The sequence below is a fragment of the Magnetospirillum sp. 15-1 genome, assembly GCF_900184795.1.
In the GTDB taxonomy this organism is placed as follows: Bacteria; Pseudomonadota; Alphaproteobacteria; order Rhodospirillales; family Magnetospirillaceae; genus Phaeospirillum.
In genome coordinates, this window is sequence record NZ_FXXN01000021.1 from 185,220 (window position 1) to 207,450 (window position 22,231).

Genomic DNA, 22,231 nt, shown 5'->3' on the forward strand with positions numbered 1-22,231 from the left:
ATGGACATTCACTATGGCAACTCCACTTAAACGAGAGACCGCAAGCGCCGAAAGCCCGCCACCCATGGCGGTTAATTCCTTGAAATAAAAGATATACCTTGATATTTGCGGGTAGACCCAAGATGCCTCGGCCACCCAGTCCTGAAATATAGCCGATGCCCGGACGCCGCGTCTCCTGTGAAGACGCCCTATAGTGCGTCAGCTTTATGGCGACGCACGCCGAAGTCAGCCCTTGGCGCCGGCCTGGTCCAGATACTGCTTCTTCTGATCCATATCCCGGTCGGAATCGGCGAAGCGGCCGGCGATGGCCCTGAACTCGTCCTGAAGCGCCAGGAAGGCGTCGACGATGTCGGGATCGAAGTGGCTGCCGGCCCCTTCCCGGATGATCTCCACCGCCTTTTCGTGAGGCATGCCTTCCTTGTAGACCCGGCGGCTGATCAGAGCGTCGTAGACATCGGCCACCGCCATCAGGCGGGCGGAGACCGGAATATCGTCGCCGCCGATGCCCTGGGGATAGCCGCTGCCGTCCCACTTCTCCTGGTGGCCGTAGGCGATCTCCTTGGCCATGGCCAGGAACTCCACCGGGGTGCCCAGCGACCGTTCGGCATGTTCGATGGCGTCGCGGCCCAGCGTGGTGTGGGTCTTCATGATCTCGAACTCGGCGGGCTCGAAGCGGCCGGGCTTGAGCAGGATACGGTCGGGAATGCCCACCTTGCCGATATCGTGCAGCGGCGCCGACTTGAACAGCATGTCGATGACGCCATCATCGAGGGCGGCGGAAAAGCGGGGATGGTCCTTCAGCTTCTCGGCCAGGGCACGGACATAGAACTGGGTGCGGCGGATGTGGTTGCCGGTATCGGAATCCCGCGTCTCGGCCAGCGAAGCCATGGCGAGGATGGTGACGTCCTGGATGGCGGCCAGCTCGCGGGTGCGGCGCGCCACCTCGGCCGCCAGATAATCGGCCTTGTCGCGCAGGAAGTCGGAACTGGCCTTGAGCTTCAGGTGGGTCTCGACCCGGGCCAGGATCACCGCCGGGGTGATGGGCTTGGTGACGTAATCCACCGCCCCCATCTTCAGCCCGGCCTCCTCGTCCTCGCTGCCGCTCATGGCGGTAAGGAAGATCACCGGGATGTCGCGGGTGGTCCGCTCGGCCTTCAGGCGGCGGCAGACCTCGTGCCCGTCCATGCCGGGCATCATGATGTCCAGCAGGATCAGGTCGGGCGGGGCCTCCGAGCCGGTGATGGACAGGGCCTTCTCGCCGTTGTTGGCGATCTTGACCCGGTAGCGGTCCTTGAGCAGGCCGCTCATCAGCTTCAGATTGTCGGGCGTGTCGTCGACCACCAGAATGGTCGGGCGGCTGTCCTCGCTCATGGCAGGGTCACCTTCAGGGCGCGCTCGACGGATTTCTTGACGGCGGCGATGGACACCGGCTTGACCAAATAGCCGGAAACCCTGAGGCCCTTGGCCGTCAACACCGCCTCCTCCCCCGAATCCGAGGTCAGCATCACCACCGGAGTGGAGGCCACCTCGGGAATGGGAGCCTTCTGCAGGGTCGCCACATAGGCGAAACCATCCTCGCCCGGCATGTGGATGTCGCACAGCACCACGCTGGGGCGGACGCGCAGGGTCTCGGAGATGGCGGCCTTGACGTCGCCCGCGTCGTAAAGGTTGGACGGCGGAATGCCGATCTGCATGAGGATCTGGCGAAGGGTCAGCCGGATGAAGGGTTCGTCGTCGACCAGCAGCACCTTGATCCGGCGCAGTTCCGTTTCGTTCATGGGGCACCTTTGTCGGCAAGAATGGAAGCGAGGGCGTCGCGCAGTTCGGCCAGGGTGGCGGGCAGCAGCGGCACCAGCATGGCGACCGCCTCGCCGTTGCCGGCCTTGGCGACATTCTCCAAATCGGCGGCCAGACGGCCGAGCCGCATGGCGCCGGCCGTGTTGGCGGTTCCCTTGAGGCCGTGGGCGACCTCGCGCAGGGCGGCCAGGTCGGCCTCCGTCTCGATACGGGCCACCTTGGCCCCGGCATCGTCGAGGAAGGCGGCCAGGATGGGGCCAAGCCGCGCCATGTCCCACTTATAGATCGGCCCCATGCGCTGGAAGTCGAACACGTCGGGGTCGATCTCCGGCAAGGCCGGGGCCGGCGCCTCGGCGGGCTTGTCATCCAGCAGGGCCAGCGCCTTGTCGAAGTCGAAATCTCCCACATGGCGGGCAATGCGGTCGGCCCGGTCGCCGAGAGCCGAGCGCAGCAGGGCGAGGTTGGCGACCACCAGTTCCTCGGCCTCGGCATCGCTGTCGGCCAGCAGGGCACGCAATTGCCCGATCACCGCCCCGGCATCACCCACGACGGGATCGGCGGCCTCGGCCCGGGGCGCCATCGCCCGCTCCACCCGGCCGGTCATCTCCAGCAGCGGCGGCTCCAGCGCCGCAAGTTCGGCCTTGGCGTCGCCACCGGCCTTGATCGCGGCCTCGGCGCTTGCGGCCTGGGTCTGCAGCCCGCAAGCGCCCACATTGCCGGCGATGCTCTTCAAGGTATGGGCGAGACGTTCGGCGGTGGCGGCATCACCAGCGGCCAGGGCGGTGCGGATCGCGTCCACCGCCCCCTTCTGCCCGGCGGCGAACTTGCGCAGCATCTCGAGATAAAGCGGCCGCTTGCCCCGCACCCGCTTCAGCCCGTCGGCGGTATCCAGGCCGGGAATATCGGTGGGAATCTCCGCCGCGACGGCCGCGACGGAAGCCGGAGCCGCCGAAGCGACGGCCGGGACCGGCGCGGCCCGATGCCACTTCAACAGGGTGGCGAACATCTCATCGGGATCGATGGGCTTGGCCAGGTGGTCGTTCATGCCCGCCTCCAGGCAGCGTTCCTTGTCGGCCTGCATGGCGTTGGCGGTCATGGCTATGATGGGCAGGGTGGACAGGCCCAGCCTGCGGATTTCACGCGTCGCGGCCACGCCGTCCATCACCGGCATCTGCATGTCCATCAGCACGATGTCGTAGGGGGCCACCTTGACCTTGTCCACGGCGATCTGGCCGTTCTCGGCGATCTCCACCACCACGCCGCCATCGGCCAGCAATTCGGTGGCCACCTGCTGGTTGAAGTCGTTGTCCTCGACCAGCAGGACCCTGAGACCCTTGAGGCCGGACAGATCGATATCGGACACCTCCGCGCCCCGCTCGTCGCCGGGTTCCTCCTCCTGCACCGCCCCCAGGGAACGCATGGCGGAATCGAACAGCAGCGAGGGATTGACCGGCTTGATCAACACCTCCTCGATACCGGCATTCTCCGCCCCTTTCATGACCTCCTCGCGGCCATGGGCGGTCACCATGATCATGTGGGGGGTCGTGGCAAGGCCGAGGCCCTTGATGGCATAGGCCGTCTCGATGCCGTCCATGCCGGGCATCTGCCAGTCGAGGAAGACGATCTCGTAGGGATCGCCGCCCACGCTGCGGCGCACCGCCTCCACCGCCATCGCACCGGATTCCACGTCGTCCACCTTGAACGACATGGAGACCAGCATGTCGACCAGCACGGCGCGGGCATTCTCGTTGTCGTCCACCACCAGCATGCGCCGGCCGCGCAGATCGGGCTTGGGCAGCAGCTTGCGGCGCGGCTTGCCCTTGCCCAGCGTGGCGGTGAACCAGAAGGTCGAGCCCTTGCCCGGCTCGGATTCGACGCCGACGCCGCCCCCCATCAGCTCCGCCAGCTTCTTGGAGATGGCCAGCCCCAGGCCGGTACCGCCGTACTTGCGGGTGGTGGAGGAATCCGCCTGCTGGAAGCTCTGGAACAGGCGCCCCCTCTGTTCCTCGGTCAGGCCGATGCCGGTGTCCCTGACCTCGAACCGCAGCACCACCTCTCCCCCTAAGTCCTGGCCCAGACGGACCCGGATGGTGATTTCGCCGTCTTCCGTGAACTTCACCGCGTTGTTGGCGTAGTTGATGAGGATCTGCCCCAGGCGCAACGGGTCGCCCACCATGTCGTTGGGCACGTCGGGAGCCACGTCGAACACCAGTTCCAGCCCCTTGGCCGAGGCTTTGTCGGTGATCAGGTTGGCGACGTTGTCCAGCACCTTGTCCAGATGGACCTCGGTGTTCTCCACCGCCAGCTTGCCGGCCTCGATCTTCGAAAAATCGAGGATGTCGTTGATGATGCCCAGCAGGTGCTGGCCCGATTGCTGGATCTTGCGGACATAATCCTTCTGGCGCGGATTGAGCTCGGTCTTCAGGGCCAGATGGCTCATGCCGATGATGGCGTTCATGGGAGTACGGATTTCGTGGCTCATATTGGCCAGGAAATCGGCCTTGGCCTGGGAGGCCGCCTCGGCCAGATCCTTGGCGTGCCTCAGGTTCTCGGCGGCCTGCTTGCGCTCGGTGATGTCGACGAAGGTCCCCACCAGCCCGCCGGGCGAGCCGTCCGCCTTGCGAAAGCCCGAGACGTAATAGAGCGTGTCGTGAACCTTGCCGTCGGCGAAGGGGATGGGCATCTCCTTTTGCACCGCCGAGGCGTTGGCGATGACCGCCTCGTCCTCGGCCTGATAGGCGACGCGGTCGGCTTCCGGCAGGTAGTCGAGGTCGAGGACCGCTTTGCCCAGCAGAACCTCGCGGCCGACGGCGAAAGTCTGCTCGTAGGCGCGGTTGACGCCCAGGAAGCGGGCATCCGGCCCCTTGTAGAACAGAGGATAGGGGATGGTGTCGACCATGGCCTGCTGGAACATGGCCTGATCGCGAATGGCGTTCTCCGCCCCCTTGCGGTCGCTGATGTCCAGCAGCCAGGCCAGGACGCCGGCTTCACCCATATAGGTGATCGGTATGTAGGTGACCAGCATGTCCAGCGGCGTCTTGTCGATGCTCCACATCTGGACTTCCCGGTTGGTCACGATGCCATCCCGTTTCAGGGTGGCGAGCAAGGCGTCGCGATCCTCCTGGCGGACGTAGACGTCGGGTGCCCTGTCGCCCACGTGGAAGCCGAACTTCTCGTTCACGATGGGATTGGCGAAGCGGATGGTCCCGTTGGTGGTGATGGCGATGCTGATGGGACTGCGGTCCAGGATGTTCTGCAGCCGCTCCCGCTCGGCGGCCAGGGCCTCGGCGGCGGCCTTGCGCTCGGTGATGTCGCGGAACGAGACCACGGTGCCCACCACCCGGCCGTCCTTGACCACCGGCGTGGTGCCGTATTCCACGGGAAAGCTGGTCCCGTCCTTGCGCCACAGCACCTCGTCGTCCACGCTTCGCGGCCGGCCGTCCCGGCTGGTGAGGAACATCGGGCAGCATTCGCGGGGGAAGTCTCTGCCGTCGGGATAGGTGTGGTGGACCAGGGCATGCATGGCCTTGCCCACCAGATCCTCCACCTCGAAGCCCAGCATCCGGGCTCCGGCCGGATTGACGAAGGAGACGGAGCCGTCGGGATTGAGACCGCAGATCCCCTCGTCCACCGACCCCAGGAGCAGGCGCGAGCGCTCCTCGGCCTCGGCCAACTGGTCGTTGATGGCCTCCAGCTCCTGCTTGCGGGCGGCGAGCTGCCGCTCCGAGGCGGCCAGGGTGGCGGCCTGAACCTGGGTCTCGGCCAGCAATTGCTGGGTCTTGTTGGTACGCTCGATGATCTCCAGGCTCATGGCCAGGACCGGCATGATGCCGTCGAGCAGGGCCTGATCACGGGGGCCGAAGCCCTCGATGGCGGCGAATTCCACCACCGCCAGCAGCCTGTCGCCGCGCAGCACCGGAAGCACCGCGATGGATTTGGGGGCCATGTCGCCTGTGGCTCCGCCCATGCGGATATAGTCGGGCGGCGGCTGGGTGATGATGATGGGAGTGCGCTCCAGGGCGCATTGGCCGACCAGCCCCTCGCCGATGGCGAAGCCCTGTTCCAGGCTCTTGCGCTCGCGGTGGGCATAGCCGCCCAGCAGCATCAGCCGCGCTCCGCTCTCGTCCAGCAGATAGAAGGCCGCCTGCCCCAGCTTGAGCAGCGGGGCCAGCATGGAGAATAGCTGGCGGACCAGTTCGGCGGGGTTGGCGGTGCTCTGCAGCTCGGCGGAAATGGCGGCCAGATGGGTCTTGATCCAGCGCTGCTCCTCCATCTGGCGGGAATCGGCGCGCAGCACGTCGATGGCGCGGGCCAGGGCGCCCACCTCGTTGGGCAGGGCGGTGCCAGGAACCTCCAGATCCAGCGTGCCGGTGGCCAATTGCTCCACCACGCCGCGGAGCCGGTCGATGGGGCGGCGGATGGACAGGCTGAGCACGAAGCCGACCAGCAGGCTGGCGGCCACCGTACCGGCCAGCAGGGCGACGGTGAGCACGATCCCGCTCTCGGCCGCCTGGGCGGCGGCGGCGGCCTCGATACGGGCCCGCTCCTCCTTGTGATCGGCCACCGCGGCCAGGGCGAGGTCGGCGGCGGCGGCGGCACGCTGGAAGTCGGGGGTCGAGACGAAGGCGGCGGCCTCGGCGGTGTTCTTGCGGAGCAGGGCCATACCCTGGTCCACATTGGCCTTGTAGCTTCTGAACTGCTCGTCGAAGCGGGTGAGGTTACGCTTGTTCTCCTCGCGGAAAACGTGGGGCCGGGCCTCCTCGATCTCGCGGCGCAGGCCGGCTTCGGCCTCCGCCAGCAGGGACATCGCCCGCTCGCGCTCGGCGGCGTCGGGAGCCAGGATGGCCTGGCGCAGCGCACGCCCCATCTTGGCCAGCTCGATCCGCGCATCCTTCAGGCCGGAAATACCCTTCAGTTCGTCTTCGTACAGCCGCTGGAAGCCGGTATTGAGGACGCTCTGGTTGTGCAGGCCGCCCAGCCCGAGAAAGACCGTCAGCAGCAGCAGGATGGCAAATCCGGTCAGCAGCTTGGTCCTCAGCGTCAGGCGCTCCAAGGCGTTGAGCAGACGGTTCATGGCGTTGCCTCACTGGGGACCGGCGCGGCGCTCAGCTGGCGGCGCTGGATTTCGAGGTTGAGGGCCAGCAGCGAGGCCAGCTCCCGGAATTGCACGACATCACCGGACGACGGCGGCCGGAGAACGGCGATCTCGACGGCGCCCAGCGGCGTGTCGTCGAGCATCAGCGGCTCCATCAGCACCCCGGCCGGCGCGGTGTTGCCGAGGCCGGAGCGGATGGACCATGTTTCCACCTCCTCGCCGGCCAGCACACGGCCGTGGCGGTCGAGGACGCACTGCCCCAGCAGGCCCGCCCCCGGAGCCAATTCACCGGCAATACCGGGAGGCGCGGCATAGGACGCCGCCAGCCCCATGGCGGATGCGCCGTCCGCCTCGAACACGTAGACCGCGCCCTGCAGCGCCCCCAGGATGTCGTGGGCCTCGGCCAGGAAGATGCGGGCCAGATCGGCGACGCCCCTGGCCCGCTGCAGCTTCATGGCCGCCTCGGCCCGTCGGTTCTTGCGCTCGGCGCTGGCCGCCTGCTCGCGGGCGTATTGCTCGATGCGCCGGGTGGCCAGGCTTTGGGAATGCTGGCCGCGCACCAGCTTGAGCAGCAGCCCGACGATCACCAGCAGGGCGAGGCCGGTGGTCAGCCCCGCCGCCACACCGTCGCGGGTGGCCGAACTGCTGGACAGATCATCGGCCAGCACCACCGACCAGTCGCCGTAGGGATCGTTCCACTGCACCTGGGCAACCGCCAGGGCATGAAGCCGCCCGCCGATGGATACGATGCCGGGCGTGACGGAGAACGGCAGCACCGGCGGGTCGGCCTTCTCGAACATGGCACCGAACTGCTTGAGGGCACGGATCGAGGTCAGGCGCTCGAAGGTGGCCCGGCCGGCCAGATGCCCGACCCATTCCGGCCGGCTGCCGGCGAACACCACGCCCTGGGGCGACAGCAGCAGGGCGATGCCGCCGCGTTCCGTCAACAGGCTGTCGACCCGTTCCAGCCCGGTGCGGGCCACCACCGCGCCGATGGGATCGCTGCTCCGCTGGGCCGTGGCGCGTACCGGGGCGGTGAAGTACAGCGCCCGGTCGCCGCGCGCCAGACTGACGGCGGCATAGACGTTGCTCTGCCCCTTCATGGCCATCTGGTAGTATGGCCGGAAAGTCACGTTAAGCCCGGTGGACGGCCGCCCGCTGCTGTCCCAGGACGAATGGACGACACCGTCGCCGCCCACCACGAACACGCCCTGCGCATCATGGGACCGGGCGACATCCTCCAGCAGGCCGGCGATGCGGGGAAGATTGGGAGGGACCTCGCCACGGGCGTCGAACTTGATGTCCTGGGCCACCGCGCCGAGCAGGGACAGCGCGCCCATGACGTTGCCGTTCAGGGTCTGCGACATGATTTCCACGCCGCGCCGCTCGGCCTCGATCAGCAGCCGGTCCAGGCGCTCCTCGTGGCGGATGGAAAGGGTCAGCCACCCGGCCAGCCCACCACCCGACAGCGCGACGAGCAAGGCCAACAGCCACCCCAGACCGGGGCTTTTGATCAGCAGTGCCACCAAGCGTCCCATCCGGTCTACCCCAAACCTCTTAGGACCAGGGGAATCTCCCTAAACCAAAGCAGGATAGACCAGCAACCGCGAAACGAAAATTCCTTTTAGCCGACCACCCCGATGGTTTGCCGCCGAAAGGCGCCGCCCCGGCCAGACCCACGCCGCACGGGGCGGAGGGGCTCGAATTTCGCTCCTTCGGTAGAGGCACACGCCATATGCCATACCTTCAGTATGGGATTAATACCTAATCCTTGGTTGGGCCGAGCCTTGCCATCCACTGCCACCATATGTGGCACCCATCGAGCCAATACCCACAAGATGTCCGCTCACCTTGCGACAAGCTCCGTCATCTTTCGCAACATGCGGAGATGTCGGGTCCGCACCCTAATTCAACCGAAAGGCTGATGTTTTCGAGCAATACCAACGCGCAGCCCACAACAGGTAGGGAAAAGGCATAATTCAACTGTGCTTATGAAAGGGAGGAACATCCCATGCGGCACGGCGAGCGCCTTACCGGCGTCGAAACGTTCTTCAACGAGAACGATGTCATTGTCAGCAAGACCAACCTCAAGGGCATCATCACCTACGCCAACCGCACCTTCCTCACGGTGAGCGGCTTCGACGAGGCGGAGGTGATCGGCCAACCCCACAACCTGATCCGCCATCCGCAGATGCCGCGATGCATCTTCAAGATGCTGTGGGAAGCGCTGCAGGACGGCCGGGAGATCTTCGCCTACGTGGTCAACCGCACCAAGCAGGGACATCACTACTGGGTCCTGGCCCATGTGACGCCCAGCTTCGACGCGGATCACCGGATCGTCGGCTACCACTCCAACCGGCGGGTCCCCGACAGAGAGCCGCTGGAAGGCATCATCATCCCCCTCTATCGCCGTCTGACCGATTGCGAGCAGCAGGCCACCGGCCCCAAGGAGGGGCTGCAGGCCTCCGGCGACCTGTTGCGGGGATACCTCGAGGAGAAGGGCGTCCGCTATGATCAGTTCATCTTCTCTCTATAGAGTGCGGCTGGCGGCTGCGGCCACGGCGGTCCTGTTCGTCCTGATCCCGGTGGCGGAGGCCGCCGGCGGAAGCCCCTCGCCCGCGACCATGGCGGTCGCATTGGCCGGGCTGGCGGTCTCGCTGGCCGCCATGCGGTACATCCTGCGGCTGCGGCGCGCCCTCGACAGCGCGGTCAAGACCGTTCAGGCGGTGGCGCGGGGTGATTTCGAAGCCCGGCTGGTGGGTATCCGCGAAGGAGGACGGGTCGGCGAACTGCTGCATTCCGTCAACGAGCTGATCGACCGCTCCGACAGTTTCGTGCGCGAGGCGTCGGCCTCCATGGAGCACGTGGCCCGGGGGCAGTACCACCGCCGGATCGTCGAGCGGGGCATGATGGGCCATTTCCTGCACGGCGCCCGCGCCATCAACGCCGCCACCAGCGCCATCGAGCGCAAGGTCGGCGATTTCGCCACCGTCACCCGGCATTTCGAGGATACGGTGGGCTCGGTGGTCCGTCTGACCGCCGCCGCCGCCACGGAACTGCAGGCCACCGCCCAGGGCATGGAGCAGACCGCCGCCGACACCAGCGGCACCGCCACCACCGTCGCCGCCGCCGCCGAGGAGGCCTCGACCAATGTGGAGACCGTGGCCGCCGCCGCCGAGGAACTGTCGGCCGCCATCAACGAGATCAGCCGGCAGGTGGAGCAATCCACCTCCATCGCCGGCGCCGCCATGGATCAGGCCGCCCGGACCAACGCCATGGTGGAAAGCCTGGCGGAATCCTCCAACAAGATCGGCGAGGTGGTGAACCTGATCAACGACATCGCGTCGCAGACCAACCTGCTGGCCTTGAACGCCACCATCGAGGCGGCCCGCGCCGGCGAGGCCGGAAAAGGCTTCGCCGTGGTCGCCAGCGAGGTCAAGACCCTGGCGACCCAGACCGCCAGGGCCACCAGCGAGATCGCCGAACAGATCGCCGCCGTCCAGTCGGCGGCCACCGGAACCGCCGAGGCGATCCGTTCCATCGCCGGCACCATCACCGACATCAACCGCTATACCACCGCCATCGCGGCGTCGGTGGACCAGCAAAGCGCCGCCACCCGCGAGATCGCCCGCAACGTGGAACGCGCCTCGGCCGGCGCCACCCAGGTCAGCGGCAATGTTCACAAGCTTTCGGAAGGGGCCGACCAGACCGGACAGGCCGCCGGCGACGTGCTGAGCGCCGCCCACCAGTTGTCCCTCCAGTCGGAACAGCTCAGCACCGTGGTCGGAGACTTCCTCGGCGAGTTGAAGACCGTGCTGTAGACGGCCTGGAGCGGCGCGCCTTGAATATCGCTCCAGCGCCCGTTGAGGGCGCGGCCAAGGGCGCGGATGCGCCCGCCCGGCGAGGGACAATGATAAAGCCTATAGCGTGATGCGCATTTTGGGCAGCACGCTATAGCGATGGCCGCGGCCTATGCCGCGCCGCCATTCCGAGGCGGCTGATTGACGGCGACCCAATAGATGCCCAGCCTGGAAACGCATTCCGCGAAGGCATGAAAATCCACCGGCTTACGCACGAAGCTGTTCGCGCCGTGCTCATAGCTCCTCAGACGATCCCGGTCCTCGTCGGAAGAGGTCAGGATGACGACCGGCAGCAATCGGGTGCGGGGATCGTCCCGCAACCTCGCCAGCACTTCGAGACCGCCCACGCGCGGCAGATTGATATCCAGCAGGGCCACCACCGGCAACGCGGCATCGCTGCGATGGGAGAACTCGCCGACGCCGAACAGGTAGTCCAGGGCCTGCTGGCCATCGCGAACAACGTCGATCTGGTTGGCGACGTTGGCCTTGTGCAGCGCCCGCAGTATCAGCAACTCATCCTGAGGATTGTCCTCGACCAGAAGCAGCGTTGATTTATTCACGACGGTTCTCCTTCCTGGCGGGGGGAGCCCGACCGCGGAAGGGAGAACCGGAAGGTGGCTCCCCCGCCGACGGCGGCCTCGGCTGAAATGGCGCCGCCATGGCGCTGGATGATGCGGCTGACGGTGGACAGACCGATGCCGATGCCGGGAAATTCGTCCTGGCGATGAAGACGCTGGAACGGCTTGAACAGCTTTTCCGCATGGGCCATGTCGAACCCGACGCCATTGTCGGCCACGAAGATGGTGGTGGTGGCCGCGTCGCACCGCCCGTAGACACGAACGGCCGGCTCGGTGGCTTTGGCGGCGTATTTCACCGCATTGTCCAACAGGTTCTGCATCACCGCCTCGATCAGTCGGCAATCGCCCCAAACCGTGAGTCCCGGCTCGATTTCCCAGGTCGTGGCCGTATCGGTTCCGGCGGCCTTCATCTGTTCCCGCATGGAGGCCGCCAGGGCGGAAATATCGACATCCGTCCGCTGCAAATCCCCGCGTGTGGCGCGGGACAATTGAAGCAGGCCGTCGATCAGCTCGCCCATATGCTTGCCGCCACGGACGATCTGGGAAATATACTGCCGGGCTTCCTCGTCCAGCTTCTCGCCGTAATCCTCGGCCAAGGCCGTGCTGAATCCGATCATGGCCCGCAGCGGCGCCCGCAGATCGTGAGAGACGGCATAGGCGAAGCTGTCCAGTTCGGCATTGGCGGCCCGCAACTCCTTCTCGGCGGCATGAAGGGTCTCTTCCGCCAGGCGGCGCTCGTCGATTTCGCGGCCAAGCGCGGTGTTGGCCGCCGCCAATTGGGCGGCGCTGGGCACGGAAAGCGCATGGGGAATCAGGGGCCAGAGAACGATGGCGGTAAGGAGCGAAGCCACGGCGGTGATCGCCTTGACCACCGCCTGCAGGCCGTAATCCGGGAACCATAGGGTCCAAAGGTCGGACAGGTGGCTGGTGGCGCACAGCAGGATGAAGACGGCGAATGCCACCGCCACCCAGCGAAGATAGAGGTCCCGCCGCTTGACGACATAAACGATGATCGCGGCACTGATCGACAGATACGACGCGGCGATGACGGCGTCCGAGGAAGCCAGGGACCAGAACAGCTCAGGGCGCCAGGACAAACAGAAGCCATGGGGATTCAATCCGTTGAGATCGAACAGGTCGCTGAACATCTGCCCCCCTCTTCAGCCGCGCTGACGGATGGAACGTATCGAACCCTCGGACCCGGAACATTTTCGAGGCCGAATAACCTCAATCAAATCCCGTATATATTAAGGCACAGATACGGCTCGGCCGTCAGCCAACAATTGAAAGCCGGCCGAACGGGACGGGAGCCGTTCGACTTCGGCGCGACAGGCGTGCGATATTGGCGACCGGAAGCGCCAGGACAGGACGGCATCGGCAATGCGCACATGGAACGATCTGGCGGGATTCCTCAAGGAAGAATTCCGTCATCTCACCACCATCCACCCCAGCGACCGCATGTGGCAGATGCCGTTCGCCGCATCCCTGGCCTCGGGCCTGCCGCTCCTGGTGGGCTGCTTTTTCGGCCATCTGGGTTACGGACTGGTGTCGTCCCTGGGCGGGCTGATCTTCCTGTACCTGCCGCCGACGGCCCTGTACCACCGCATGGTGTCGCTGATGGCGTCGGCCTTCGCCCTGACCGCCTGCTACGCCCTGGGCGTCATGAGTCACCTCGTCCCGGTGCTGATGATGCCGGTGCTCATCTTCATCGCCATCCTGACCACCATGCTGTGCCGCTTCTACCGCGTCGGCGTGCCGGGCAGCCTGTTCTTCATCATGGCGGCCTCCATCGGGGCCTATTCCCCGGTGGAACTGCTGCAGGTTCCCCTGATGGTCGGCCTGATGAGCATGGGAACCCTGCTGGCCTCGCTGATCGCCTTTTTCTACAGCGTCTACACCCTGCGCCTGCGCCCGCCCCTGCCCATCCAGCCGCTGCCCGAGCCGACCTTCGACTTCGTGGTGTTCGATTCCGTGGTGATCGGGGCCTGCGTCGGCATATCGCTGGCCCTGGCCCAGGTGCTGCAGATGGAAAAGGCCTATTGGGTGCCGGTCAGCTGCCTGGCGGTGGTCCAGGGCGCCTCGCTGCGGGCGGTATGGAACCGGCAGCTGCACCGCATCCTGGGCACCGGCGTCGGCCTGTTCTTGGCCTGGGGCATCCTGTCGCTGCCGCTGAACATGTGGAGCATCTCGTTCACCATGATCGCCCTCACCTTCATCATCGAGACGGTGATCGTCCGGCATTACGCCTTCGCGGTGGTCTTCATCACGCCCCTGACCATCCTGCTGGCCGATGCCGCCGTTCTGGGACACGGCTCGCCGACCGAATTGATCCAGGCGCGGTTCATCGTGACCTGCCTTGGAAGTTTCATCCGGCCGTAAGTAGAGCCTTGGGCGAAGTTACGCCGTGTGGCGCGGTCTGAGCAATGGGGCCGGGCTCGGAGCCCCGGAGGGGCGGAGAGGCCGGCCCCATTGCTTTGAGTTTGGCAGCGTGGGCCGCCGGTGTCTGGTAGCCCAGGGCCGAGTGCGGCCTGGTCGTGTTGTAGTCGGCGACCCAGGTGGCGATGACGGCGCGGGCCTGGGCCATGCTGGTGAACACCGTTTCGTTGAGCAGTTCGTCGCGCATGCGGCCGTTGAAGCTCTCGACGAATCCGTTCTGCATGGGCCTGCCGGGGGCGATGTAGTGCCATTGCATGCAGTGGTCCTGCGCCCATTTCAGCACGGCGTTGCTGGTCAACTCGGTGCCGTTGTCGGACACGATCATCTCCGGCTTGCCGCACCGGGCCACCAGCGCCGTCAGCTCGCGGACCACCCGTACGCCCGAGATCGAGGTGTCGGGCACCGAAGCCAGGCACTCCCGCGTCACGTCGTCGACGATGTTGAGCACGCGGAAGCGCCGCCCGTTGTCCAACTGGTCATGGACGAAATCCAGCGACCAGCGGGCGTTGGGCTTGGCCTCCACCAGGATCGGCACCCGCGCGCCGATCCTGGTGGAGGCCAAGCCCAACGCCCGCTGGTCGCTGGATTTCGTCCATGACCAGTTGGACAACGGGCGGCGCTTCCGCGTGCTCAACATCGTCGACGATGTGACGCGGGAATGCTTGGCAGCAGTGCCCGACACCTCGATCTCGGGCGTGCGTGTGGTCCGCGAATTGACGGTGCTGGTGGCCCGGCGCGGCAAGCCGGAGATGATCGTCTCCGACAACGGCACCGAGCTGACCGGCAATACCATGCTGAAGTGGACGCAGGATCATTGCATGCAATGGCACTACATCGCGCCGGGCAGGCCCATGCAGAACGGCTTTGTCGAGAGCTTCAACGGCCGGATGCGCGACGAATTGTTGAACGAGACGGTCTTCACCAGCATGGCCCAGGAAATGCAGCGTCTGATCGATTGCTGTCCGGATCATCTGCGCCCCATCGCCATCACCGCATTCGACACGGGCGGCCGGATCGGCAACGTCCTGGGGCTGCACTGGCCCCAAGTAGACCTGGAGCGCCGTATCGTCCGGTTCCTGCGCACCAAGAACGACACCCCGGTCAGTGTCCCCATGACCAATCGTCTGGTTGCCGTTCTGTCCGCTCTCAAGACCTCTCAGGACGAGGCGCGGAAGAAGGCCGAGGTCGAGCCGGGCAAGGTGGTGGTTCCTCAAGGTGACTGGGTGTTTACCTATCAGGGCGCCCCCATCCAGTGCATCAAGACTTCCTTCGCCAAGGCGTGCGAGCGGGCGAAGATCGAGAATTTCCGCGTCCATGACATGCGCCACACCTTTGCCAGCCATCTTGTCCAGAACGGCGTGCCGCTTTTGGAGGTCAAAGACCTCCTGGGACATAAGACGCTGGCGATGGTCATGCGCTATGCCCACCTTGCGCCGGACAACCTGCGCAGTGCGGTTGAGCGGCTGCCCGGTCATAATTTGGGCATAGTTGAACAGCAGCCCCGAAGGGCTGCTGTTGCAACAGACTGATAAATCACCAGAAAATGGTGGAGCCGAGCGGGATCGAACCGCTGACCTCCTCATTGCGAAAAAACAGGCTTATTTGTATATAATTGATATAGCTATGTTATTTTCAATATAAGCAGATATGTGAGTTGTACGTGAGTCAAATGGTAAAGCTCGGATGCCAGTGCGCCAATAGGGATATACGGGAACTGAGGCCACGATCATGGTTGCATTGCTGAACGCGGCTTGTTTCGGCTGGATAACCGAAGCTGACTGCCTTGATGCACGATGCTAACTAATTGTAGTATGAAAGCTGATTTCTAGACCGAGATGTTCGACCCGCAAACCAGCGCAAGGGGGGGCGAATGATCAACGGGGCGATGGGAGAATTGGCGTGAACAAACCGGACCTGTTTGCTGAGCCAGCACAGCAAAGTGTCGCGACATCAATTTCCGAGCGTCTTTCTCAGGAAATTGTCATTGCCCTTGTCGGTCCGGTGGGGTCAGGCGTTTCAACTGCTGCTGAATTCATAAAATCTATTTTGTGTAATGATTTTGATTATAAGGTATGCGAGATCATAAAGCCGAGCGCCATCATCTTACGTGAGGCGCACCGGGTTGGCATAACTGAAATCCCAAAAACTCCGCATGATCAGTATATAACTGCAATGCAGACGGCAGGAAACTCTCTCCGTGAGAAGTTCGGAGGAAACTATCTGGCCGAGAAAATTGTTGAACTTATATATAAATTTCGTCGCGATAATGGCGGTTATTCCGATGGCGGAGTTCCTCTTCCTGGTAGGCGGGCATACATTATTGACTCTGTCAAGAATCCTGAAGAGCTTTCGTTGCTGCGCAAGATTTACGGTGAGACTCTTTGTCTATTCGGTGTGTTCGCGCCAGATCATATTCGGAAGCAACGATTAAAAGATGCCGGAGTTCCTGATGATGCCATTAAAAAAATAATTGATCGCGATCAGAATGAGTTGGCAACATTTGGGCAGAAGACCAGGAAGATTTTTACTGAAAGCGATTTTTTCATATGCAATGACAAGAAGCGTGACGAGCTTCGTGTGAGAGTTCTTAGATTTGTAAATATAGTTTTCAACACAGCCATTCACACGCCAACAAGGGCGGAGTCGGCCATGTACGAGGCGGGCGCTGCGGCAGCAAATTCAGCATGTATGTCTCGGCAGGTAGGTGCCGCAATTGTCTCTCAAAGTGGGGAACTGGTTTCCGTTGGTTGGAATGACGTGCCAAGATTTGGCGGCGGATTATATGGCGAAGATCATCAATCTACCTGGGATGCTGAAAGCAATTGCATCGCTGATGCTGACAATAGGTGCTTCAAGTGGGGAGGAAATATATGCCACAATGAGACTAGGCGAAATCAGATTGTGAATAAAATTTGCGATAAAGTTGGGGCATCCGGGCTTCTTAAGAAGGGAAAGACCGGCGCAGACGTTTCTGGATTGCTTCGCGGCGCAACTGATATCGATGCCTTGATTGAATTTTCCAGATCAATACATGCAGAAATGGAGGCGATATTATCAGTGGCTCGTGAAGGGCGCCATTCACTGGTTGGCGCAACGCTCTATACGAACACATATCCATGTCATAATTGTGCCCGCCATATTGTGGCGTCTGGAATCACCTCGGTTGTTTACATTGAGCCATATCAAAAGAGTTTGGCAATTGCATTGCACAATGACGCGATTACGGAAGACCCTGAATCCAAGACAAAGGTCGTATTTCGACAATATGATGGGGTTGCTCCGCGACACTATCTACGACTCTTTCGGCCTACGGGAGACCGTAAGAAAGATGGCCGCTTGATCCAGCAATCCCCCAAGGCCGCTGTTCCGATTTTCCGAGTGCCCCTTGATGCGCCTACCGAGTATGAGGTGAAGGTCATTGCAGATTTGGCCGACAAGGAGCAAACTCCGCTTTGAGTAGGAGCAACCAAGTTGGCAGGGAGGGCATGCCGGTGACGAAGCTACGCACAACGTCTGCTGACCAGCTTGTACTTAACCTACCGGCAGGGCGGCAGGACGGCGACGTTTCCTGCAATGGGGCCTTGTATGCCCCATCACGTCAGAACGTAGTTGTTTTCGCAGATAGCGCGACGATTGAAGTCCGGCGCGAGGCAATTAGGCGGGTGCAAATCGCGGGGATATTTGAGGTTAAGCGTAACGCTAAGTAGATGCGAACGCACAAGGTTGTGCTTTACCGGAAGCTCGGTGAAGCGGGCCGACGACAAGCTGTTTTTGGCGTCCGTTGTGAGCGCCTAAACGGCGAATGGGGTGTTGAAGGGGGCCGCCGCCAGTATGGCGGCAGCGCATTCACAAATGAGCCATATTTTTATGGCCCCATCCCCGCCAGCGACACCACGTTATCATCAGTCATTCTCCACCAAGTGGGCCGCCTCATGAAAGGCGACCCGCTTGGGGATTGGGCGAGTGATCATGGCCGTCACCCCTCTGCCACCATGTGTTCCATCAAGCTGATCAACCGATTCTTTGACCTGTAATAGCGGCTTCGGTCTCCTTGGTAACGGCCATCAGCGATGATTGAACGGTGAATCTTGATGACATTCCGGCCTCGTGCCGAGGTCCATTCGCCGGTGATTTCGGCCAGACGAAGAATGCGCCAATGTGCCCACCCGCCCCCACCATGGGAGCTATCAACGACGACGAGTTTGTGGTCACGATATGCAGCCTCTTGGACAACGATACCTGTCTTGCGAGGCTGAGTGACCCAAGGAGGCTCGACAAAATTGCAGTCGATTTTTCGGGCACCCACCCGAACAAATCCTGTGAGGAGTAGCAAGGAGGCATCACCACCTTTTTTCAGGAAGATATTGATGCATGTGGAATGTTGAGAGTCACACACAACCGTGACCACATAGCGACCGCTGATGGGCAACGTCTCACATAATTGTTCCACCGAAAATTTGGCGACCGGCCCCACCGTAAACTTGTGCCAGTTTCGCCGGATTGCCCCTTTGTTCACCCGGCACTTCTTCGAGGGTATGATCGGTTTGGACTGAGCAGCTTCGTCGCTGTCAGGGCATTCCGCGAGGCAGGCAATAACGACGATGAAGCCCCGTCCGTTGCCGATGCCCCGGCGACACTGACCCCCGACGAGATCATGCGCAACGCCCATCGGCAGTTGGAAATGGCGCTGGCCGGTGACCTACCCTTCAAGGTGACATCGACTTTGTTCGATCGAAACTTCGGATGGTCATGCCACATTTGGCATATTGAACGGAGGTTTTACGCGGCGGAAAACCTCACTCCGCCTCGTGTCGGATTAACTGGAGCATCTCACCATCGGGCTGCACCATGGTCACGATATTGCCAATGCAGATATCCGCCTCATGGGCGGCTCCAAAGGTCTGCCTTGTTTGCACGGTAATTGGGCCATCCTCAATCTGCCGGATTCCATCCATCAGGCCTGCGTTGGTGTCCGGGGCAGCATCCCGATGCACACGCTTGAGTTCGTCCTTACGATGCAACGGCTCAAGATGTCCGTAATGTTTCTCAATCATCTGCACCGATGTCCCCATCCTTGACATCCTTGAATCGCAGGCTCCGCGCCTCGCCTGGGCGCAACCCGGTGAGAACCATGAACTGTACGTAACAGGCAAGAAGTTGACGGTAGTAGCGAGTTTGACCGTTGGGGGTGGCAAGCGTCCGCTCCCAGGCGGTTTTGACCAATTTCTCGTACTGTTCGGCGGACAGTGCCCCTCGGCTATTGTCGCCAAGGGGTGCCGATTTAAATTTCAGCAACTCATAATTATTTGAATATCCAAGAGAAATTGCCTTCTGAAGAACGCCGCGCAACGCTACTTCTTCCCGCGCCAGCGTGCCGTTCGATGGAACCCTATGAATTGCCGGGCGCTTCGCGCCACCCTTTGCCGTGAAGCTGTCCCGCTCGAACTTTCCCATACCGCTTGCCCGCCCAATCTCGCCAAAACGTGTGAGTCTGTGAGTCCAATGTGACTCACAGGGGGTGGTATTCACGTATTGTACTCGTGATTCCCCCTATTTGGAAGGCGTGTGAGCGCATGTGAGTCAGGCCCAGGGGTGCCAGCGGCACCCCTGATTTTCACCTAACCACCTGATTCCACTGGGGAAAATTGGTGGAGCCGAGCGGGATCGAACCGCTGACCTCCTCATTGCGAACGAGGCGCTCTCCCAACTGAGCTACGGCCCCGCCCCGGCAATAAGCCATCAAAATCAAGCCACTAGAAGGCGGCCATCTTAGCCCGGCAAGCCGTTCAGGACAACCGTTTGTCACACTCGCTGTGACAAGGGTGTGACAAAAACCGCGAGTGGTCGCGCCTATATGGCTGTCAGGCAACGGTGTAGACAAGTCAAAAGAAACAAACGAAAAATACAAAGTATTCGCAAAAGCATATTCTGGCCTCAATTTGACAGCTAGTTTCTTAGTCTGTATTATCATGCGAACTTCACTTGTTATGGAGGCTCGCATGCCTTACTTGCACATCCCCGCTCTCGGAAACACCCGTGAGCACCCCCGCCTTGGTGTTCCGACCTTTCGGGGCTACACCCTGTCCGAGGCGGCTCCCTCCGCCGTCGAGTTCTTCAAGGCCGCTGGCGTCCTTCGGGATACCCTCACCGGCGGTCAGGCCACCGCCGCCATCGTCGGTGAGATCACCGCCCTGACCGCCGAGGTCGAGGCCGTCCGCCTTCGCACCGAGCATCCGATTGCCGAAGCTGGCCGGTTCGTTGCCGAAGCGGAGAAGCTGGCCGACATGCCGCTGGTCGGGAACGAGCGGGCGATCATCATGGGCTTTGCCTCGATGATCGCCGCTGCCCTGGAGGGTACCACCATCCCCAACGGCACCACCGGGCCTCTGGTCTTCCTGAAATCTGTCCGGCACCTCGTCCACGGCCTGGATGGCAAGGCCATCGACACCGCCACCCAGACCTTCGACCGGGAGTTGGGCCTTCACGAGGCGGCTACCACCAAGCTTAAGGCCGCCCATTCCAAGCTGCTGGAGCTGGCCGCCCTGGCGGATGATGGCGCGAACCGCGACCGGGTCGCAAAGCTGAAAGCCAGTATCGACTTCAAGCGCCGCCTGCCCCAGGCCCTCGACGAGCTGGCCGCCGGTCGCGAACAGGTCGCCGCCGCCCTGGCCCGGTTCGACCTCGCCATTGGCACCTTGCGGGAGTGCGCGTGATGGAGAGGTTCGGCATCGTCATCAAGACCCGCTCGGGCCGGTTCTTGACCCCTGCCGCCCGTGCCGCCATCCGCCTGGAGGTGGGACTTCTCGGACGCTCCTTTCCCGAGGTCGCAGAACGCTACGGCATTGGCCGCCAGCGGGTCGGTAGGATGGTCAAGAGCATTCCCAGCTATGGCGGTAGCGACACCTCCATGAGCGCGGTAATTGCCGCCGCCCGTGCCTGCTGGAAGAACGAGTATGGAAGCCGCCGGTCCTCCGAGGCCGGATGGACTCTGACCTTGTTGGACGCCCTGGCCCTGGCCATTGGCGATCCTCGCCTATCGTCCTCCAACTTCCTGAATGCCGCCATCGCCCATGCCGGTGTCGGCATCCATCGCGTCCTTGAGGAGAACCACCATGCCGGTTGACACCCAGCGCCTCGCCCAACTCCGCGACCGCCAGCGGCAGGCCATGAATGCCGACGACGATACAATCCTGACCGATGCCGAGATTACCGAACTGGTCTCCTTGGAGCGCCAGCACGAAGCCGAGCAATCCGAAATCCGAGCCACGGCCCGGCGGGAGGTCGAACAGCGCAAGGTCGAAGCCGAACGGCAGGAACGCCGCAACGCCACCGCCTTGCCCTATCGGCGCCCGTCGTCTCTGCCGGGCCGTGGCTTGGATGCCATCCGCAAGGGCCTGGGCCATGGCTGACGAGAAACAGCCCACCATCCCGAAGTCTGTCGTCAAGCCCCCTCGCCTCGATATTGGCGGGGCGTACCTCGTGCCAATTGATGACGAGGACGAGATTGACGAAGCACTGGATGCATGTCGGCACCGATCTGCCGACATGAGCACTTACCACCGATGACCACGACCTCGCCCACCACCCGGATCGGACTGGCTGGCCTTGACACCAACATGGTTGACCGCATCGAGCGGGGCCAGTTGACGCAGAAAGAGGCTGCCGACCTGTTGGGCGTGAAGAAGCAGGCCGTCAATAAGAAGCTGAAAGAGCTTCGAGAGAAGGCGGGAGCTACTACCCCAGCGCCCACACCGGCCAAGGCCCTTCCAGCCCCGGCGGATCGCGCTCCAGAGTCCCAGCCGCAACAGGTGGCCACCGCTGAGGCGTTACGTAACGACGACGAAGCCGAGAAGTGGGCCGCTGCGGGGGGAACGGCATGGCGGGCGCTCTCCAGCACCTACGTCGCGCTTATCTCTGAGGCCCATAGAAGTGTCGTTGACGGTCGTGGCAAGCTCGGGCCGGTCGCCATGAATGGTCTGGTCCGGGCGCTCCGAGAGAGCGAAGAGGGCCTTCGTCGGCTCGGTCTTCTCCCTGCCGTCGCTGGCGGGAACCAGGCCAACGACCAGCCCGCTAATCTGGTTATCACCGTCCTCAGTCCGGCTGAGGAGGACAAAATCCGAGCCGAGATTGCCGAGCGTGCTGGGGAGAGCCTGGACAACACCGCCGCGGACTCTCCCATCGAACCTGCGCCGCCGGTCGCGGCTCCGTCCGCCCTGATCCCCGGCACTCTGCCGACGCCCGAGAACTTCCAGGTATGGCTTGGAACTGAGGCCCATTTCAGGGGCACCAAATGGCTCAAGCAGGTCGTGGGCGCCCTCGGCGGGAAGATCAGCCACGCCAAAGCCGACTTGATTGCCGAGCTGCTGCACATCACCGGCGGCGACCCCCAGAAACTCCAGCCCTTCACGAAGGTGCCAGCATGATACCCGAAGAAAGACTCCTCTGGTCGGCGATCATCGCCCAGG

The 22,231-nt window shown here is 63.0% G+C and carries 17 protein-coding genes, 1 tRNA gene and 3 pseudogenes; 10 read left to right on the plus strand and 11 right to left on the minus strand.

Features of this window, described 5'->3' with window-relative positions; all coding sequences use genetic code 11:
• Positions 1 to 225: 225 nt before the first annotated feature.
• The 4 genes from CP958_RS07870 to CP958_RS07885 are packed head-to-tail and all read right to left on the minus strand — an operon-like array spanning position 226 to position 8,430.
• Positions 226 to 1,371, minus strand: a complete 1,146-nt coding sequence (locus CP958_RS07870) for a two-component system response regulator (protein WP_096701418.1) — start codon at positions 1,369 to 1,371, stop codon at positions 226 to 228.
• A complete protein-coding gene (locus tag CP958_RS07875; RefSeq protein WP_096701419.1) occupies positions 1,368 to 1,778 on the minus strand; it encodes a response regulator in 411 nt (136 codons plus the stop codon). Before CP958_RS07875 ends, CP958_RS07870 begins: the two co-directional genes overlap by 4 nt.
• Entirely contained in the window at positions 1,775 to 6,871 is a 5,097-nt protein-coding gene (locus tag CP958_RS07880) for a response regulator (protein ID WP_096701420.1), read from the minus strand. The genes CP958_RS07875 and CP958_RS07880 overlap by 4 nt, the downstream gene beginning before the upstream one ends.
• Positions 6,868 to 8,430 (minus strand): GAF domain-containing protein, encoded by a 1,563-nt coding sequence (locus CP958_RS07885; protein WP_242442798.1) that lies wholly within the window; start codon positions 8,428 to 8,430, stop codon positions 6,868 to 6,870. The genes CP958_RS07880 and CP958_RS07885 overlap by 4 nt, the downstream gene beginning before the upstream one ends.
• A 473-nt stretch (positions 8,431 to 8,903) precedes the next feature.
• Between CP958_RS07885 and CP958_RS07890 the strand changes: the two genes are divergently transcribed.
• Together CP958_RS07890 and CP958_RS07895 are read left to right on the plus strand one after the other, a co-directional pair.
• Positions 8,904 to 9,428, plus strand: a complete 525-nt coding sequence (locus CP958_RS07890) for a PAS domain-containing protein (protein ID WP_096701421.1) — start codon at positions 8,904 to 8,906, stop codon at positions 9,426 to 9,428.
• Positions 9,403 to 10,713 (plus strand): methyl-accepting chemotaxis protein, encoded by a 1,311-nt coding sequence (locus tag CP958_RS07895; protein WP_242442799.1) that lies wholly within the window; start codon positions 9,403 to 9,405, stop codon positions 10,711 to 10,713. The genes CP958_RS07890 and CP958_RS07895 overlap by 26 nt, the downstream gene beginning before the upstream one ends.
• Positions 10,714 to 10,862: 149 nt before the next feature.
• Here the strand turns inward: CP958_RS07895 and CP958_RS07900 are convergent, their stop codons facing one another.
• Positions 10,863 to 11,312, minus strand: a complete 450-nt coding sequence (locus CP958_RS07900; RefSeq protein WP_096701422.1) for a response regulator — start codon at positions 11,310 to 11,312, stop codon at positions 10,863 to 10,865.
• On the minus strand, positions 11,309 to 12,478 hold the full coding sequence (locus CP958_RS07905; protein ID WP_096701423.1) for an ATP-binding protein: 1,170 nt from the start codon (positions 12,476 to 12,478) through the stop codon (positions 11,309 to 11,311). The genes CP958_RS07900 and CP958_RS07905 overlap by 4 nt, the downstream gene beginning before the upstream one ends.
• A gap of 232 nt (positions 12,479 to 12,710) precedes the next feature.
• Here CP958_RS07905 and CP958_RS07910 point away from each other — a divergent pair, with 232 nt between their 5' ends.
• Positions 12,711 to 13,709: an FUSC family protein gene (locus CP958_RS07910; protein ID WP_096701424.1), complete on the plus strand. Its 999-nt coding sequence runs from the start codon at positions 12,711 to 12,713 to the stop codon at positions 13,707 to 13,709.
• On the opposite strand, the pseudogene CP958_RS07915 reads toward CP958_RS07910, so the two are convergent.
• Positions 13,696 to 14,310: pseudogene (locus CP958_RS07915) on the minus strand (integrase core domain-containing protein); the annotation flags it as partial. The gene CP958_RS07910 and the pseudogene CP958_RS07915 overlap by 14 nt on opposite strands.
• Between CP958_RS07915 and CP958_RS26905 the strand changes: the two are divergent.
• The 3 genes and pseudogenes from CP958_RS26905 to CP958_RS07925 form a co-directional block, all read left to right on the plus strand.
• Positions 14,294 to 14,695, plus strand: a pseudogene (locus tag CP958_RS26905) (DDE-type integrase/transposase/recombinase); the annotation flags it as partial. The pseudogenes CP958_RS07915 and CP958_RS26905 sit on opposite strands and share 17 nt — an antisense overlap.
• A 12-nt stretch (positions 14,696 to 14,707) precedes the next feature.
• Positions 14,708 to 15,295 (plus strand): annotated as a pseudogene (locus CP958_RS26910) (site-specific integrase); the annotation flags it as partial.
• A gap of 370 nt (positions 15,296 to 15,665) precedes the next feature.
• Entirely contained in the window at positions 15,666 to 17,222 is a 1,557-nt protein-coding gene (locus tag CP958_RS07925; RefSeq protein ID WP_141400459.1) for an anti-phage dCTP deaminase, read from the plus strand.
• A gap of 520 nt (positions 17,223 to 17,742) precedes the next feature.
• Here CP958_RS07925 and CP958_RS25845 read toward each other — a convergent pair.
• The 4 genes from CP958_RS25845 to CP958_RS07935 all read right to left on the minus strand — a co-directional run bounded on the left by CP958_RS25845 (position 17,743) and on the right by CP958_RS07935 (position 19,488).
• Complete coding sequence (locus CP958_RS25845) at positions 17,743 to 18,435, minus strand: hypothetical protein (protein ID WP_141400460.1); 693 nt, start codon at positions 18,433 to 18,435, stop codon at positions 17,743 to 17,745.
• Between the two features lie 127 nt (positions 18,436 to 18,562).
• Positions 18,563 to 18,820 carry a hypothetical protein gene (locus tag CP958_RS07930; RefSeq protein WP_141400461.1) on the minus strand — a complete coding sequence of 86 codons (258 nt, stop codon included), beginning with the start codon at positions 18,818 to 18,820 and terminating at the stop codon, positions 18,563 to 18,565.
• Positions 18,813 to 19,220 carry a hypothetical protein gene (locus tag CP958_RS25850; RefSeq protein ID WP_141400462.1) on the minus strand — a complete coding sequence of 136 codons (408 nt, stop codon included), beginning with the start codon at positions 19,218 to 19,220 and terminating at the stop codon, positions 18,813 to 18,815. Before CP958_RS25850 ends, CP958_RS07930 begins: the two co-directional genes overlap by 8 nt.
• A gap of 192 nt (positions 19,221 to 19,412) precedes the next feature.
• Positions 19,413 to 19,488, minus strand: a tRNA-Ala gene (locus CP958_RS07935).
• Between the two features lie 277 nt (positions 19,489 to 19,765).
• Here CP958_RS07935 and CP958_RS07940 point away from each other — a divergent pair.
• From CP958_RS07940 to CP958_RS07955, 4 genes are all read left to right on the plus strand, one after another.
• Positions 19,766 to 20,479 (plus strand): hypothetical protein, encoded by a 714-nt coding sequence (locus CP958_RS07940; protein ID WP_141400463.1) that lies wholly within the window; start codon positions 19,766 to 19,768, stop codon positions 20,477 to 20,479.
• Positions 20,476 to 20,889 carry a hypothetical protein gene (locus CP958_RS07945; RefSeq protein ID WP_141400464.1) on the plus strand — a complete coding sequence of 138 codons (414 nt, stop codon included), beginning with the start codon at positions 20,476 to 20,478 and terminating at the stop codon, positions 20,887 to 20,889. Before CP958_RS07940 ends, CP958_RS07945 begins: the two co-directional genes overlap by 4 nt.
• A complete protein-coding gene (locus tag CP958_RS07950; protein WP_096701429.1) occupies positions 20,879 to 21,175 on the plus strand; it encodes a hypothetical protein in 297 nt (98 codons plus the stop codon). The genes CP958_RS07945 and CP958_RS07950 overlap by 11 nt, the downstream gene beginning before the upstream one ends.
• Positions 21,176 to 21,328: 153 nt before the next feature.
• On the plus strand, positions 21,329 to 22,189 hold the full coding sequence (locus tag CP958_RS07955) for a hypothetical protein (RefSeq protein WP_096701430.1): 861 nt from the start codon (positions 21,329 to 21,331) through the stop codon (positions 22,187 to 22,189).
• The last annotated feature ends 42 nt before the right edge of the window (positions 22,190 to 22,231 follow it).

What these genes read in the sequence shown, in the direction of transcription:
- CP958_RS25845 (WP_141400460.1), bottom strand. Translation starts at nt 18,435, where the DNA reads ATGGGCGTTGCGCATGATCTCGTCGGGGGTCAGTGTCGCCGGGGCATC.
- CP958_RS07870 (WP_096701418.1), bottom strand. Translation starts at nt 1,371, where the DNA reads ATGAGCGAGGACAGCCGCCCGACCATTCTGGTGGTCGACGACACGCCC.
- CP958_RS07885 (WP_242442798.1), bottom strand. Translation starts at nt 8,430, where the DNA reads ATGGGACGCTTGGTGGCACTGCTGATCAAAAGCCCCGGTCTGGGGTGG.
- CP958_RS07955 (WP_096701430.1), top strand. Translation starts at nt 21,329, where the DNA reads ATGACCACGACCTCGCCCACCACCCGGATCGGACTGGCTGGCCTTGAC.
- CP958_RS07880 (WP_096701420.1), bottom strand. Translation starts at nt 6,871, where the DNA reads ATGAACCGTCTGCTCAACGCCTTGGAGCGCCTGACGCTGAGGACCAAG.
- CP958_RS07910 (WP_096701424.1), top strand. Translation starts at nt 12,711, where the DNA reads ATGCGCACATGGAACGATCTGGCGGGATTCCTCAAGGAAGAATTCCGT.
- CP958_RS07890 (WP_096701421.1), top strand. Translation starts at nt 8,904, where the DNA reads ATGCGGCACGGCGAGCGCCTTACCGGCGTCGAAACGTTCTTCAACGAG.
- CP958_RS07895 (WP_242442799.1), top strand. Translation starts at nt 9,403, where the DNA reads ATGATCAGTTCATCTTCTCTCTATAGAGTGCGGCTGGCGGCTGCGGCC.
- CP958_RS07875 (WP_096701419.1), bottom strand. Translation starts at nt 1,778, where the DNA reads ATGAACGAAACGGAACTGCGCCGGATCAAGGTGCTGCTGGTCGACGAC.
- CP958_RS07940 (WP_141400463.1), top strand. Translation starts at nt 19,766, where the DNA reads ATGCCTTACTTGCACATCCCCGCTCTCGGAAACACCCGTGAGCACCCC.
- CP958_RS07905 (WP_096701423.1), bottom strand. Translation starts at nt 12,478, where the DNA reads ATGTTCAGCGACCTGTTCGATCTCAACGGATTGAATCCCCATGGCTTC.
- CP958_RS07950 (WP_096701429.1), top strand. Translation starts at nt 20,879, where the DNA reads ATGCCGGTTGACACCCAGCGCCTCGCCCAACTCCGCGACCGCCAGCGG.
- CP958_RS07930 (WP_141400461.1), bottom strand. Translation starts at nt 18,820, where the DNA reads ATGATTGAGAAACATTACGGACATCTTGAGCCGTTGCATCGTAAGGAC.
- CP958_RS25850 (WP_141400462.1), bottom strand. Translation starts at nt 19,220, where the DNA reads ATGGGAAAGTTCGAGCGGGACAGCTTCACGGCAAAGGGTGGCGCGAAG.